15 protein-coding genes are annotated in these 14613 nt (G+C 70.1%); 4 read left to right on the forward strand and 11 right to left on the reverse strand.

Annotation, left to right across the window (positions count from 1 at the left end; all coding sequences use genetic code 11):
* Positions 1 to 12: 12 nt before the first annotated feature.
* The 10 genes from IFT54_RS03815 to IFT54_RS03860 form a co-directional block, all read right to left on the reverse strand.
* A complete protein-coding gene (locus IFT54_RS03815) occupies positions 13 to 618 on the reverse strand; it encodes an RNA polymerase sigma factor (protein ID WP_446740654.1) in 606 nt (201 codons plus the stop codon).
* Positions 615 to 1046: a periplasmic heavy metal sensor gene (locus tag IFT54_RS03820; RefSeq protein WP_192069607.1), complete on the reverse strand. Its 432-nt coding sequence runs from the start codon at positions 1044 to 1046 to the stop codon at positions 615 to 617. Before IFT54_RS03820 ends, IFT54_RS03815 begins: the two co-directional genes overlap by 4 nt.
* Positions 1047 to 1051: 5 nt before the next feature.
* Positions 1052 to 1330, reverse strand: a complete 279-nt coding sequence (locus IFT54_RS20375) for a hypothetical protein (RefSeq protein ID WP_056673976.1) — start codon at positions 1328 to 1330, stop codon at positions 1052 to 1054.
* Positions 1331 to 1429: 99 nt separating this feature from the next.
* On the reverse strand, positions 1430 to 2341 hold the full coding sequence (locus tag IFT54_RS03830) for an HNH endonuclease (RefSeq protein ID WP_192069608.1): 912 nt from the start codon (positions 2339 to 2341) through the stop codon (positions 1430 to 1432).
* 63 nt (positions 2342 to 2404) lie between these two features.
* The gene (locus IFT54_RS03835) at positions 2405 to 3649 is read right to left on the reverse strand and encodes a putative DNA modification/repair radical SAM protein (RefSeq protein WP_192069609.1); all 1245 of its coding nucleotides are present in this window, start codon (positions 3647 to 3649) and stop codon (positions 2405 to 2407) included.
* Positions 3650 to 3710: 61 nt separating this feature from the next.
* Complete coding sequence (locus tag IFT54_RS03840) at positions 3711 to 3896, reverse strand: hypothetical protein (protein ID WP_031394247.1); 186 nt, start codon at positions 3894 to 3896, stop codon at positions 3711 to 3713.
* Between the two features lie 47 nt (positions 3897 to 3943).
* A complete protein-coding gene (locus IFT54_RS03845; protein WP_192069610.1) occupies positions 3944 to 7339 on the reverse strand; it encodes a chromosome segregation SMC family protein in 3396 nt (1131 codons plus the stop codon).
* Between the two features lie 135 nt (positions 7340 to 7474).
* On the reverse strand, positions 7475 to 8209 hold the full coding sequence (locus IFT54_RS03850) for a thioredoxin domain-containing protein (RefSeq protein WP_031396513.1): 735 nt from the start codon (positions 8207 to 8209) through the stop codon (positions 7475 to 7477).
* 19 nt (positions 8210 to 8228) lie between these two features.
* Positions 8229 to 8891, reverse strand: coding sequence for a DsbA family protein (locus IFT54_RS03855; protein ID WP_042466643.1), 663 nt, complete (start codon positions 8889 to 8891; stop codon positions 8229 to 8231).
* Positions 8892 to 9500: a DUF721 domain-containing protein gene (locus IFT54_RS03860; RefSeq protein ID WP_192069611.1), complete on the reverse strand. Its 609-nt coding sequence runs from the start codon at positions 9498 to 9500 to the stop codon at positions 8892 to 8894. It lies immediately after the preceding gene.
* Between the two features lie 26 nt (positions 9501 to 9526).
* On the opposite strand from IFT54_RS03860, the gene IFT54_RS03865 reads away from it, so the two are divergent.
* The 3 genes from IFT54_RS03865 to nudC are packed head-to-tail and all read left to right on the forward strand — an operon-like array spanning position 9527 to position 12838.
* Positions 9527 to 10558, forward strand: a complete 1032-nt coding sequence (locus IFT54_RS03865) for an A/G-specific adenine glycosylase (protein WP_446740655.1) — start codon at positions 9527 to 9529, stop codon at positions 10556 to 10558.
* 10 nt (positions 10559 to 10568) lie between these two features.
* Entirely contained in the window at positions 10569 to 11936 is a 1368-nt protein-coding gene (locus tag IFT54_RS03870) for a serine hydrolase domain-containing protein (RefSeq protein WP_192069612.1), read from the forward strand.
* Positions 11933 to 12838, forward strand: a complete 906-nt coding sequence (nudC, locus tag IFT54_RS03875; protein ID WP_244648503.1) for an NAD(+) diphosphatase — start codon at positions 11933 to 11935, stop codon at positions 12836 to 12838. Before IFT54_RS03870 ends, nudC begins: the two co-directional genes overlap by 4 nt.
* A gap of 1 nt (position 12839) precedes the next feature.
* Here the strand turns inward: nudC and IFT54_RS03880 are convergent, their stop codons facing one another.
* Positions 12840 to 13742 (reverse strand): prephenate dehydratase, encoded by a 903-nt coding sequence (locus IFT54_RS03880; protein ID WP_037529881.1) that lies wholly within the window; start codon positions 13740 to 13742, stop codon positions 12840 to 12842.
* Between the two features lie 138 nt (positions 13743 to 13880).
* Here IFT54_RS03880 and IFT54_RS03885 point away from each other — a divergent pair, with 138 nt between their 5' ends.
* Positions 13881 to 14585, forward strand: coding sequence for a c-type cytochrome (locus IFT54_RS03885; RefSeq protein ID WP_192069613.1), 705 nt, complete (start codon positions 13881 to 13883; stop codon positions 14583 to 14585).
* Positions 14586 to 14613: the final 28 nt, after the last annotated feature.

Genomic DNA, 14613 nt, shown 5'->3' on the forward strand with positions numbered 1-14613 from the left:
ACGTTAGACAAATCAGGCCGCGGCGGCGAGCGCGGCGCGGGCGCGACGGATCCGGGTCTCGACCGCCTTTGCGCTGATCCCCAGCGCCTGCGCGGCCTCTGCCTGGCTGAGCTCGTGGATCGTGCATAGCAGCAGCGGCTCGCGCAGCGGGGCGGGGAGCCGCGCGATATCGGCCAGCGTCCGCGCGAGGTCGTCGCGGCCGATCGCGTTCGTCTCCGTATCCGCCGCCCCATCCGCGACCCGCTCGCCCGCCTCGATCGGCAACACGCGGGCGAGCATATGGCGGACCCGGCGGCGACGGTGCCAGTCGCGGCATTTGTTGATCGCGATCCGCGCGAGCCACGCGCGCAGCGACCGGTCGCGGTCATAGCGGGACAGCGCGGCGTGCGCCGCGACAAAGCTGTCCTGCAACAAATCGAGCGCCTCGTCGGGATCGCCGATCTGCGCGAGGATCAGGCGGTAGAGCGGCTGTTTGTGCCGCCGCATCAGCGCCGCAAACGCCGCCTGCCGGTCCGCCGCGGGCCCGGCGAGATGCGCGGTGACCAGCGCGGCGTCGTCATACGCATCGAGATCGATGCTCGTGCGGCGCGCGGTCCTGTCGGGGCGGGGCGGGATCAATGCGCGGGGGTCAGCGCCTGCACGACGACCCGATCGAACGCCGCGGTCTGGTCGGCGCGCATCACGCCGCGCATTGCAAAGACATGCGCGAGCGTCGCCTTTTGCAGCGCGCCCATCGTCCGGTGCGACCGGTCGACCGCGGCGGCGACCGCGGGGCCATTGGCATGTTCGCGCTCGATCGCGGCGGCGAGACGGACATTGTCGGCACGCAGTTCCGCTTCCAGGGCCGCGCGGCGGACCGCGAACTCGGCCTCGAGCCGGTCGAGCGCCGCCTCCTGCGGGGCGTCGAGCACCACGTCGCGGTGGAGCAGCGTGTGGAGTTCGGTGCCGTGCGCTGTACCCGGCGCGCGGATCCAGCCGCCGATAAACACCCCGGCGATCGCCGCGAGGAAGGCGAGGACGATCGTCGGTGCCGCACGCCGGACCACGGACGTCACTGCCCGAGCAGCAAGGTCGAGGGGGCAAGCGCGCCGTCGATTCCGATCGGGATCGACGCCTGCGCCGGCGCACCATGGCCGATCGGTGCTGCCCCGCCGATCAGTCCCAGCACTAGCGCGGTACCGACCGACCAGCGCCCGACCAGGAGGCTGGTGTGCCGACTGCGCGCATTCTCGGCGATGCTCTCGAACACCGACGCCTCGACGCCATCGAGCGCACGCGGCACCGGCATCGCCGCCAGCCGGGTCAGTCCTTCATCGACAGGATCCTGCATCGTCTGCTCCCTCTGCATCCAGACATACGCACCGCCGCGCGCGATCCCGCATGATTTTTGCCGGCTGGCGAGAATGGGCTTGCCGCCGCGATGCCGACGCTACTGCTTGAAGCAGTGCGCGCGGTGCCATTGCAGGAAATGGGGGTGCGGCCGATCGGCAGCGCGGGCCGGCGCGGTGGCATAGCCGCTCGCGTTGACGACCCCGCGGATCGTGTCGGGATCATTGGCCTGGCGCGATACGAGGATGGCGAGATCATCGGCGAGCGACAACAGCCCGCGGTCGAACATCCAATGCGCGGTGCCCGACAGCGCGAGCCCGTTGCTGACGATATCGGGGCCGTTCGCCTCGACCGGGCGGATATGCGCCGCCTCGACCTCGGCGCGGCCGCCGCCGTTGATCAGCTTCAGCCCGGTGATCGCGCAGCGTTCGTCATAAGCGCGCAGGACGGTGCGGCGGAATATCCGGTCGCGGACTATCCGGGAGGTGAGGCTGGCGATGCGCGGACGCTCGCCCTCGATCAGGAACGGGCTGCGCTCCTCGTGCCAATGGCCATCGTCTATTGTGTCGGCCACGGCATCGCCGGTGCGCGGCAGCAGCGGGGCCTCGTCGTCGAGGCCGAGCGTGACGATCCGATTGAAGTCGGCAGCGGAGATCGGGCGCACCGCCGACTGGGCACGGCCGGATATCCGCCCCTGATCGTTGAGAACGCCGCGTTCGACTGGACCGTCAACGCCGGCAAAGGGCACGGGGGTCGCGAAATCGAGATAGGAGCCGGGCTCGATCAGCGCGCGATACATTGCCGGCGTCGACGGATCGGGGATGATCCGCTCGACCTTGGCGGCCGCGAAATAGCCGCGCGTGGCGGCGACCTTGCGGGGTTCGTAATAGAGGATCCAGTCGCCGATACTGGGCTGCGCACGGCTCAGATACTGGGCGGGAAACTGGTATCGTTCGGCCGGGCTGTCGTCGTAGATCGAGTCCGAGCGGTGAATGAAAACGCCAAAGGCCATTGCTGACCTTAGCGCATCACTCCCGATCCACCAGCCGCGACAGCGCACGCCCCGACGGGAAGATCAGGCGAACATTTCCATCTGGCGCGGCTTCGGCGCGACGATCGGGCGGAGCTCGGCGCGGTCGGACAGCACAACGGGGCGCCAGTCCTCGGCGATGATGAACGGGCGGATCTTGGCGACCGAAACGGTCAGCCGCGCGACATCGGCGAGGTGGAGGCGGCGCCAGCGGCGGCTGGTCAGGATGCCGTTGACCGCCTTCACGCCGAGCCCGGGGACGCGGAGCAGCATCTCGCGCGGCGCACGGTTGACGTCGACCGGGAAGCTGCCGCGGAACTTCAGCGCCCAGGCGAGTTTCGGATCGATGTCGAGCGGGAGCATGCCGGTCGCGTCGTCCGCCGCGGCGACGACCTCGTGTGGCTGGAATTCGTAGAAGCGCATCAGCCAGTCGGACTGATAGAGCCGGTGTTCGCGCATCAGCGGCGGGCGCTGCAGCGGGAGCACCGCACTGGCGTCGGGGATCGGGCTGAACGCCGAATAATAGACGCGGCGAAGACCGAACCGGTCATACAGCGTCGAGGCCTTGCGGACGATGTCGCCATCGGTCGCGGCATCGGCGCCGACGATCATCTGCGTCGACTGGCCCGCGGGGGCGAAGCGGGGCGCGGACTTGTACTTGGCCTTGGCGTCCTTGCCGTCGACGATCGAGGCCTTGACCTCGCGCATTGCGGTCTCGATCCGGACGCCGTCCTTTTCTGGGGCGAGCCGCTTGAGCCCCCCTGCGGTCGGTAGCTCGACGTTGATCGACAGGCGATCGGCATAGAGTCCCGCCTGATGGACGAGCTCGGGATCGGCATCGGGGATCGTCTTGAGGTGGATATAGCCGCGGAAATGATGATCCTCGCGCAAGCTGCGCGCGACCTCGACCATCTGCTCCATCGTGTAGTTGGACGAAGCGATGATCCCCGAGGAGAGGAACAGCCCCTCGATATAGTTGCGCTTGTAAAAGGCGATCGTCAGGTCGACGACCTCCTTGGCGGTGAAACGCGCGCGGCGGACGTTCGAGCTCTTGCGGTTGATGCAATAATGGCAATCGAAGATGCAGCTGTTGGTCAGCAGGATCTTGAGCAGCGAGATGCAGCGGCCGTCGGGCGCATAGGCGTGGCAGATGCCCATGCCCTCGGTCGAGCCGAGCCCCTTGCCGTCCTTCGAATTGCGCTTGGCGGTGCCCGACGACGCGCAGGATGCGTCATACTTCGCGGCATCGGCCAGGATCTCGAGTTTCTCACGGGTGTCGAGCTGGGCCATGCGTTCATCTTACGTTCCGCGCAGGGGCCTGTCGATTGATGCGGATCAACTGTCCGGGGGATTATCCAAACAGGCCAGCGACGTAGCGGATGATGTCGACGAAGCTGCCGAGGCTGATCGGGAGGAGCATCAGCGCGAGCGCATAGACGAGGAGCATGCGGCTGAGCGCCTTCTCGTGGCGGAAGGCGGGTTTGCGCGGCGGGAGATCGTCCTTGCGCGGCCAGATCGTCGAGTCGTCGAGGAACATCCGACCATTATAGCGCGATTGCTCGCGTTTCGCAGCGGGTGACGCCTTTATGCCGCGACGAGGATGGTGGCGGCCTGAAGATCGACCGAGACGAGGCGGCTGACCCCGGGTTCGATCATCGTCACGCCGAACAGCCGGTGCATGCGGCTCATCGTGACCGCATTGTGCGTGACGACGAGGTAGCGCGTGGCGGTGTCGCGCGCCATCCGGTCGAGCAGGTCACAGAAGCGGTCGATATTGGCGTCGTCGAGCGGCGCGTCGACCTCGTCGAGCACGCAGATCGGCGCGGGATTGGTCAGGAACAGCGCGAAGATGAGTGCGACCGCGGTCAGCGCCTGCTCGCCGCCCGACAACAGCGTCAGCGACTGGAGCCGCTTGCCGGGGGGCTGGGCGAGGATCTCGAGCCCCGCCTCGAGCGGATCGTCCGAATCGACGAGTTCGAGATGCGCGCTGCCGCCGTTGAACAGCGTTGCGAACAGCCGCTGGAAATGGCCGTTCACCGTCTCGAATGCCGCGAGCAATCGCTGTCGCCCCTCGCGATTGAGCGTGCCGATCGAGCCGCGCAACCGGTGGACCGCCTGACCCAGCTCGTCGCGGTCGGCCGCATTGTCGATTGCCTCGGTCTCGAGCGCGGCGAGCTCTTGGTCGGCGACGAGATTGACCGCGCCGATCCGCTCGCGCTCGGCGGTCAGGCGGTCCTGTGCGCGGCTCTCGTCCGCGGGGGTGCGGACATCGGCGGCCGCGAAGTCGAGGCGTTCGGGCAGGACGGGGGCGGGGCAGGCGAAACGCTCGCCCGACAGCCGCCCGAGCTCGCGGCGGTGCTGGTCCTGCGTATCGACGCGCACCAGCGCGCCGGCGCGGTGCTCGCGTGCCTCGGCGAGCGCTTCGGCCGCGCGGCGATGCGCGTCGTCGGCGGTGCGGAGCGCGGCTTCGGCGGCGCGTTCGGCGGTCTGGAGCGTGTCGGCGTCCGCGCGCGCAGCCGTGTGCTCGGTATCGAGCGTGGCGATCGCGGCATCGAGGGTGGCGGGGCGGTCCGCGAGTGCCTCTGCATCGGCGGCGACGTCGCGGGCGCGGCGGTCCAAGGCGGTGATGCGGGTTGCCGCTTCGCCCGCGCGCGCGCGCCAGCTGCGGATATCGGCCTGTGCGGCGGCGAGGCGTTCGCGCGTTTCGGCGCGCAGCCGGTCCTGTGCGGCGCGGTCGCTGCGCGCCTGTGCGACCGCGCCGCGGCGGGCCTCGGCGTCGCGGTGGAGCGTCGCGACCGCGTCGGCGCTGGCGCGGCCGTCGGGCAATGCCGCGGCCGCGGCGTCGGCGGCGGCGAGGTCCGCGGCGGCGTCAGCCTGTTCGGCATGGACGCGGTGCGCGCGCTGGTCGAGATCGGCACGCTGTCCGGCGCGGCGTTCGAGCGCGGCGGCGGCGCGATCTTCGCTGCGCTGCGCGTCACGGATGCGGGTTTCAGCCGCCGACAGGTGGGCGCGGGCGTCCTGGGCGGCTTGGCGGTGCGCGGCGATCCGCTGGTCGATCGCGGTGCGCGCCGCATCGTGCGTCGCGAGCGCGGCGGCGGCCGCCGGGCGCGCGGCCTCCAGCGCGTGCAGGCGATTGCGACGTTCGAGCCGTTCGGCGGCCGCGGCGCCGCTGCCCTGTGCGACGAAGCCGTCCCAGCGGCGCAACACGCCGTCGCGGGTGACGAGGCGCTGGCCGACCGCGAGCGGCTGGCCGTCGTCACGGTCGGTGACGAAGACCTGCGCGAGCCGGCGCGCGAGGGAGGCGGGTGCGTCGACGTCGGCGCCAACCGCGGTGGTGCCGGGCGGGGGCGCGGGATCGCCAAGTGCGGGCACAGCGCCGGCCCAGGCGGCGGGGTCGGTATCCAGATCGTCGCCGAGCGCGGCGGCGAGCGCGCGCTCCAGCCCCGGCGTGGCGGTGACATGGTCGAGCAGCCGGTCGCGGCCACCGCGCTGGGTCGCGCGGGTGAGCGCGGCGGCCTCGCTGTCGAGCGCGGCGAGCTCGGCGCGGGCGGTGGCGCGCGCGGTCTCGGCGGCATCGCGCAAACCACTTGCGGCGCGTTCGTCGCTATCGGCCTGCGCGAGCGCATGGCGGGCGGCGGCGGCGTCCTCCAGCGCGGCGAGACGCGCCTCGGCGGCGGCGGCGCGATCCGCCTCAAGCGGGGCGGAATCGCCAAGTGCGCGGTGCGCCGCATCGACCTGCGCTGTGTCGCGTGCGGCGCGATCGGCGCGGGTGCGCGCGGCGGCGAGCGCGGCGGTGGCGACGCGCGCCTCGGCGACATCGCTCGCATGGCGGGTCATCGCCTGCGCCAGCGCGACTTCGACGTCGCGCGCGGCGCGTTCGGCCTCGGCCTGCGCCGCATCGAGCGCGGGAAGCGCGGCGGTGGCGGCGGCGATCGCGGCATCGAGCGCGGCGATCTCGGTCGCGAGGCGGGCGAGCGCGTCGGCGGCGTCGCTGGCGAGGCTACCCTCGCGCAGCCGGTCCTCGGCGATACGGCGGCGCGAGTCGGCGAGATCGGCGAGGCGGCGGTCGAGCGCGGTGCGTTCGGTCCGCAGGCCGGCCAGCCTATGGCCGGTGTCGGCGGCATGGTCGCGCGCGGCGAGCGCGGCGGCGCGAGCGGTGGCGACCGCGGCGGCGTCGTCGTGCTGCGCCTTCGCCGCAAGGGATTCGGCGGCGGCGGCGGCGGCCACCCGCACCTCGGCCTGCGCGGCGTCGGCGGTCGCCGACTCGGCGGCGGCAGCGGCGTCGCGCCAGCGTGCGAAGATCGTCCGTGCCTCCGCGACGCGGATCTGGTTCGACAACAGGCGATAGCGTTCGGCGGCGCGCGCCTGGCGTCTGAGCGCGGCGGCGCGTGCGTCCTGGTCGGCGATGACCGCGTCGAGCCGGGCCAGATTGGCCTCGGTCGCACGCAGCCTCGCCTCGGCATCCTTGCGGCGGACGTGGAGTCCGGCGATCCCGGCGGCATCCTCGAGCATCGCGCGGCGGTCGGCGGGCTTGGCGGCGATGACCGCGCCGATCCGGCCCTGGCTGACCAGCGCGGGGCTGTGCGCCCCGGTCGCGGCGTCGGCGAAGAGCAGCCCGACGTCCTTCGCGCGGACGTCGCGGCCGTCGATCCGGTAGGCGGACCCTGCGCCGCGTTCGATCCGGCGGACGATCTCGCGTTCGTCGGCGCCGTCGGGGCCGGCGATCTCGGCGAGGATCGACACTTCGGCGAAATCGCGCGCGGGGCGGGTCGCAGTCCCGGCGAAGATCACGTCGTCCATGCCGGCACCGCGCAGCGACTTGGCGCTGGCCTCGCCCATCGTCCAGCGCAGCGCCTCGAGCAGGTTCGACTTGCCGCAGCCATTGGGGCCGACCACGCCGGTCAGCCCGGGTTCGATCACCAGGTCGGCGGGTTCGACGAAGCTCTTGAACCCGGTGATGCGGAGGCGTTTGATCTGCATGGCGCGCGCTCTCCCTTCACGATTGGCGAGCGTAGCGCGCTTCTGGTCTCCCGCGAAGGCGGCAGCCCGGACTGGGTCCCCGCCTTCGCAGGGACACACTCCGAACTGCCGAATGCCCGCCGGACGGGATGCGGCTTACGCGCCGGCGGCCTTCAGCGCCTTTTCCATCTCGCTCCACGACAGCACGTTTTCCATCTTCTTGCCGTTCAGCAGGAAGGTCGGCGTGCCGGTGACGGTGCCCGACTGCATCGCGTTTTCGGTCGGCTTGGCCATGATCTCGAGCTGCTTCTGGTCGGCGAGGCAGGCGCGCGCCTTGGCCTCGGGGATGCCACGCTGCTTGACGAAGTCGATCGCCCCCATGTGCTCGGCGAGCTTGGTCGCGACCGCGGTCGGGGCGAGATTGGCAAGGCTCTGTTGCATCGCCGGGGGCATCGTCTGAAGCTTGTCGAGGAAGGCGTTCTGGTTCTGGTACATCTGCTCGAGGATCGGGAAGAACGGCGCGGTCCCGCCGCACTGGCCGAGCAGCGTCAGCGCGACGTCGGGCGCGCCGTGGACGAGGAAGTCGCGGAATTCGAAGCTGACCTTGCCGGTCGAGACGTAATTGTCGGTCAGCGGCTTGAACGCCTCGCGCGCGAAGGCGCCGCAGGTCGGGCACGAGCGCGCGCCATATTCGACCAGCTTGATCGGGGCATTGGGGTTGCCCATCAGATAGCCCTCGTCGGTTTTGACGACGGTTTCGGTCCAGTTCTGACCGGCGGGGGCGGTCGCCGCGGCGACGGGGGCTGCGGCCTGGGTGGTGTTCGACGAGTCGCCCCCCGAACAGGCAGCGAGCGCGAGCGGCAGGACGGCGATGGCAGTGACGAACTTCATGCGGGATACTCCAACGAAATTAGCGGGCGCCGGCAGTGCGCAGCGCGGGTTCAAGCTGGGCCCAGCCGCCATGCGGCATGACCTTGCCGTTGATGAAGAAGGACGGCGTCGAATCGACCTCGGGCGGTGCCGCCGCGGTGATGGCGAGGATCCGGTCGATCTCCGCCGTATCCGCAAAGCACGCGTCGATCGCGGCGGCGGACAGCCCGCGCGCCTTGACCAGATCGGTCAGCCCCGCGCCATCGGCATAGGCCTTGAGCTGCGCCGGTCGCGGATAGAGGTTGATGCGCGCGGCGTTGACCTGCTGGAACTCGATCCCCTTTTCGAGCCAGGCGGGCTGCGCCGCGAAGATCGCCGCCGATGTCGGGAAGAAGCCACGTGGCCCGGTGCAGCGTGCGAGCACCGCCGCGGCGAGATCGAGCCGGTCGCGGATCATGTGGCGGAATTCGAGGCTGGTCGATCCCGACGCAATCATCTTGCCCTTCAGCACCGCCTGCGACTGGGTCGAGAAATCGGCACAGTGCGAGCAGGTGTAGCTGGCATATTCGACGAGCTTGACCCGGGCTGCGGGGCTGCCGAGCACATAGGTGCCGCTCGCCGTGCGGGTGACGGGCACGGGCTTCGGGGCGGGCGCGGCCGCGGTGAGCAGCGCGAGACCAAACAACGCAAAGAACAGACGCATTCAGCTGATCCTGGGAAGGCCGCTCGTCGAGGCGACGCCGGCAGCGAGGGATTCGAGGACCGCACGCAGTTCGGGATCGGCGATGCCCTTCAGGCTGAGACCGAGATCGGCGGGGACGGTGCGGAGCGGGGGCGGCGCCGCCTTGACGCGCGGCTTGGCAACCTCGCCCTGGCGGATGGTGATGCGCGCGACCGCGGCATAGCCGAAGAAGCGGTTCACGCGCTCGGTGATCTCGGGAATGACGTGCTGCATCATCGGCGCATGCGCGCCGCGCACGGTCAGCGTCAGGACGCCATCCTGTTTCTGTCCCATCGGGAAGCGGATCGATTCGGGCGTGCTGACACCGGAAAAGCGCTCGCCGACGATCTCGGGCCAGCGGCTGACGACCGACGACTGGATGAAGCCGAAGCGCCGGAACGCCGCGCCGCCGATCGCGGGGAGCAGCTCGGCGACGGCGCGCGACCGGTTGGCGCGCGGCGCATCGGCGTCGACTTTGGGTTTACGGGCAGCAGCTTTGCGGACGGCGGTCTTGCGCGCGGGCGGAACGTCCGTCGCGCTGGCCGCGGTCGCGGACTTTTGTTCGGTGGTGATACCGGGCGGGTTGCTCATCGCGGCACCCATGCCATAGGCGGCGCGTGAACGCCAAGCGCTCTTCGGTCCCTGTCGCCCTGCTCGACTGGTATGACGCGCATCGTCGCGTGCTGCCGTGGCGCGCTCGGCCGGGCGAGACGGTCGATCCCTATCGTGTCTGGCTGTCGGAGGTGATGTTGCAGCAGACCACGGTCGCCGCGGTCACCCCGCGCTTCCTCGCCTGGACCTCGCGCTGGCCCGATTTCGAAAGCCTCGCCGCGGCGGACGATGCCGATGTGATGGCCGCCTGGGCGGGGCTCGGCTATTATGCCCGCGCGCGCAACCTGGTGAAGGCGGCGAAGGCGGTGGTCGCGGAGCATGATGGCGTGTTTCCGCGGACCGAGACCGAGCTGCGGACGCTCCCCGGGCTCGGCGCCTATACCGCGGCGGCGGTGGCGGCGATCGCGTTCGGCGAGCGGGCGGTGGTGGTCGATGCCAATGTCGAGCGTGTCGTCGCGCGGCTGTTCGCGATCACGACGCCGCTCCCCGCCGCGCGTCCGGCGATCCGTGCGGCCGCGGATACGATCACGCCCGACATGCGAGCCGGCGATTTCGCGCAGGCGATGATGGATCTGGGATCGTCGATCTGCACGACGCGCAGTCCCAAATGCCTGTTGTGTCCGCTTCGCCCCGACTGCGACGGCTTTGCGCAAGGGGAGCCCGAACGGCTGCCGGTCAAGGCGAAGAAGGCCGCCAAGCCGCAGCGTCACGGGACGATCTTCTGGCTCGAGCGCGACGGACAGGTGCTGCTGGTGCGTCGCCCCGACACCGGGCTGCTCGGCGGCATGCGCGCGCTGCCGACCGGGCCCTGGACCGACCAGCCGCCGGGGTTCGAGGCCGCACCGGCACAGGCCGACTGGCAGATGCTCGACGACCGCGTCACGCATGGCTTCACGCATTTCGACCTCGAACTCGGTCTTGCGGTGGCGCGGGTGGAGGCGCATCAACCCGGCGAATGGTGGCCCGTCGAGACCCTGGATACCGCCGGGCTGCCGACCGTTTTCGCCAAGGCCGCCCAGGCTATACGGGCGCGATAGGGAGGCCTGCATGACGCGTGCACACTGGATTTCGACCGGCGTGATTGCCGCACTGGCAACGACCGCAGCCTTGGGGCAGGCGCAGCGACAGGCCGCGCCCGGCCCTATCGCCGTCACCGAACGCGCGGGCGATCCCGCACGCGCCGCCTTGCCGAGCCTCGAACGGCTGTTCGACGGCTATGTCCGCGACAACAAGATGCCCGGTATCGTCGGCGCGTTCGGGCTGGGCGACCGGCCGACCCTGTTCCTGGCGAGCGGCAAAATCGGCGACGAGCCGGGGCGGCCGTTCGCCAACGCCGATTCGCTGTGGCGGGTCTATTCGATGACCAAGCCGATCACCGGTATGGCGGCGATGATGCTGGTCGAGGACGGTCAGCTGAACCTCGACGATCCGCTGAGCAAATACATCCCCGCATTCAAGACGATGACGGTCGCGACCAGCCCGGACACGTCGCTGGCGACGCGGCCCGCGACGACGCCGATCACGATCCGCATGCTGCTGACGCACACCGCGGGGCTCGGCTACAGCATCAATGTGAAGGGACCGCTGCTCAAGGAATATGAGCAGCGCGGCGTGCTGCCGATGTCGGTCAATGCGCAGATGGAAACGCAGATGGCCAAGGTCCGCCCGACCTCGCTCGAGGATTTCGCGAACCGTGCAGCGACGCTGCCGCTGGTCGCCGAGCCGGGTACCAAATGGAGCTATTCGATCGGGCTCGACGTGATGGGCCGGGTGATCGAGGTGGCGAGCGGGATGTCGTTCGAGCGGTTCCTGCAGACGCGGATGTTCGCGCCGCTCAAGATGACTTCGACCTTCTTCATGGTGCCGCAGGATCAGGTGAAGCGGCTGGCGACCAACTATGCGTTCGTCGGCGACAACCGTACCCCGCTCGACCCCGCGGCGACGTCGGTGTTCGCGGAGCGGCCGAGCTTTCCCTATGGCGGCGCGGGGCTGGTGATGTCGGCGCGCGATTATGACCGGTTCCTGCACATGCTGCAGAATGGCGGGACGCTGGGCGGCGTGCGGGTGATGAAGCCCGAGACGGTCGCGCTCGGCATGTCGAACCTGATGCCCAAGGGGGTGTCGTTCGGCGGGATCGGCACCGGGACCGGTGCGGCGACTGTAGGTAACGCAATGGGGTTCGGCGCGGGCGGGTCGGTGTATCTCGCCGACGTGCCGGGCGGCGCGTCGAAGGGCACCTATGGCTGGGGCGGCGCGGCGGGGACGTTTGCCTGGGTCGACCCGGTCCGTCATGTCCGGAGCACGGTGATGGTCAATTATTTCCCCGGCGAGAAATGGCCGTTGCGGAAAGAGGTGGTCGGCGCGCTGGTCGCCGATGTCGCGCGAAGCGGATCCGCGGGGGGCGCGCGCCGATGAACTTGACCGCGGATCTCATGCCCGATGTCGCACCGGGTTTTACCGGCGGGACGCTCGATCGTGCCGATGCGCTGCGGCACGATGCGGACGCGCTGGCGGCGGCGCAGGGCGACTGGCGGGCGCGGCTGCTCGCGCTCGACGGTCTGTTGCCCGCCGTGACGGGTGAGGGGCGGCTCGAATGGACGTCGATGGCGGACCTGCCCGACGATGCCGAGCCGATCCTGCTGGGCCTCGACGAGAGCGGGCGGCCGCATTTCACCGCGTTGCTGGCGGGCATGGGGGTCGACAACGCCCCGGCGATGCGCTCGCCCGCGCTGATGGCGGTGCTGGGCAGCCTCGCGCCGGGCGAGGCGGCGACCTATGCCGCGGCGCGCAGCGTGCTCGACTGGCATGTCCGGCACCGCTTCTGTGCGAAGTGCGGGACCGCGACCGCGATGTTCCGCGCAGGCTGGGCGCGCAAATGCCCCAATTGCGCGACCGAGCATTTCCCGCGCGTCGATCCCGTCGTCATCATGATCGCCGAGCATGACGGGCGCGCGCTGCTCGGCCGCGGCAAGGGGTGGCCGCCGGGGCGCTATTCAGCGCTGGCGGGGTTTCTCGAGCCCGGCGAGTCAATCGAGGAGGCGGTCGCGCGCGAGATCGCCGAGGAATCGGGCGTGCGCGTCGGCCGTGTCCGCTATGTCGCGAGCCAGCCCTGGCCCTTCCCCTCCTCGCTGATGATCGCGTGCGTCGCGGAGGCCGTGGACGATGCGATCACGCTCGACGTGAACGAGCTGGAGGATGCGATGTGGGTGCCGCGCGAGATGGTGCGCGCGGTGCTGCGCGGGGAAGAGGGACCGTTCCTGCCGCCGCCAGCTTATGCGATCGCGCACACGCTGCTGAGCGTCTGGGCGAAGGGGTGACTCAGCCGCGCGTGCGCGCCTGGCGGTAGGTGCCGAGCACGCGGAGCCATTTCGAATGGAAGCCGAGTTCCTCTAGTGCGTGGTCGAGATTGGCGTCGCCGGGCTTGCCGACGACATCGGCGTAGAATTCGGTCGCGGCAAAGCTGCCGTTGCGCTGGTAGCTTTCCAGCTTGGTCATGTTGACGCCGTTGGTCGCGAAGCCGCCCATCGCCTTGTAGAGCGCGGCGGGGACGTTGCGGACTTCGAAGATCAGCGTCGTCATCCAGTCGCCGCCTGCCGGCTCCTGCGCCGCCGGTGGCTTGCCGCCGCGCGCGAGCGTGACGAAGCGGGTCGTGTTGTGATCGGCATCGGCAATGTCGGTCGCGAGCAGATCGAGGCCGTAGAGCGCGGCGGCGGCGGGCGGCGCGAGCGCGGCGATCGTCGGGTCGGCAAGCTCGGCGACCTTGGCCGCGGCGCCCGCGGTATCGGGGTAGCTCACCGGCTCGATCCCGTGCGCCTTGAGCCAGTGGCGGCACTGGCCGAGCGCCTGGGGATGGCTCATCGCCTGGCGGATACCATCGCGCGGTCCGATCCCCATCAACGCGTGGCGGATCGGCAGGAAATGCTCGCCGGTGATCACCAGCCCCGATTCCGGCAGCAAGAAATGGATATCGGCGACGCGGCCGTGGAGCGAATTCTCGATCGGGATGATCGCACAGTCGGCGCGGCCGTCCTTCACCGCGTCGATCGCATCGGCGAAATCAAAACAGGGCAGCGGCAGGCCGTCCGGAAACGCCTCGGTCGCCGCGACATGGCTGTTGGCGCCGGGCGCGCCCTGAAACGCGACCGCGCGCGCGGGCTCCGCCATCGCGGCTTGGGTCATCCGCGCGACGATCGGACGGGCGGGGGCGGCGAAGTTTTCCATCGCCACGGCGCGTAGCCAGCGGGCCGGATGCAATCAAGGGCGCGGGGCGCCCGCGCAAGACGGGGCGCAGCGTTTGCTTGCGGTGTCGGTCAGGCTTTTCTATGGCTGTCCTAAATCAAATAGGGGTGGGTGCGCTTTATGGACGACAGGACCAATACGATCGCCGGCTGGGTGCTCGCAGGTTGTGGTGCGGCGCTTGGGCTGTCGATCGTGGGGGGCATGTTGTTCCACGGCGAGCGCCCCGAGAAGATGGGCTATGCGATCGAGGGCGTCGTCGAGGAGGGTGCCGGCGGTGGCGCTGCCGAGGTGGCGATCGCGTCGCTGCTGCCGACCGCCGATGCTGCCAAGGGCGCCGAGGTCTTCAAGAAGTGCGCCGCGTGCCACACGATCAACCAGGGCGGCGCGAACGGGATCGGTCCGAACCTGTACGCGACGCTGGGCGAAGGGATCGCGCAGGGCAAGGGCGGCTATGCCTTCACCGACGCGCTGAAGGGCGTCGGCGGCAAGTGGGACTTCGACAAGATGAACGCGTGGCTGACCAGCCCGCGCAAGTTCGCGCCGGGCACCAAGATGACCTTTGCGGGATTGGGCAGTGCCGAGGACCGCGCGAACGTGATCCTGTATCTCAACCAGAAGGGGTCGAACCTGCCCTTGCCGGCAGCGCCTGCCGCCGGTGCAGAACCCGCCGCTGCTGGAGATCAGCCTGCGACCGCCAACGCCGCCGAGGCTGCGGTCGAGAACGGCGGCGATACCGCCGATATCGCGAACACCGGCACGGCCGCCTCGGGTGCGCCATCGGTCGATCCGGAAGCCGCACGCAAGGGTGCGCGGACGGAGCAGTAATCGCGGCTCCCTCTCCTCGGTGAGGAGA

The sequence above is a fragment of the Sphingomonas sp. CFBP 13714 genome, assembly GCF_014842205.1.
Classification (GTDB): Bacteria; Pseudomonadota; Alphaproteobacteria; order Sphingomonadales; family Sphingomonadaceae; genus Sphingomonas; species Sphingomonas aerolata.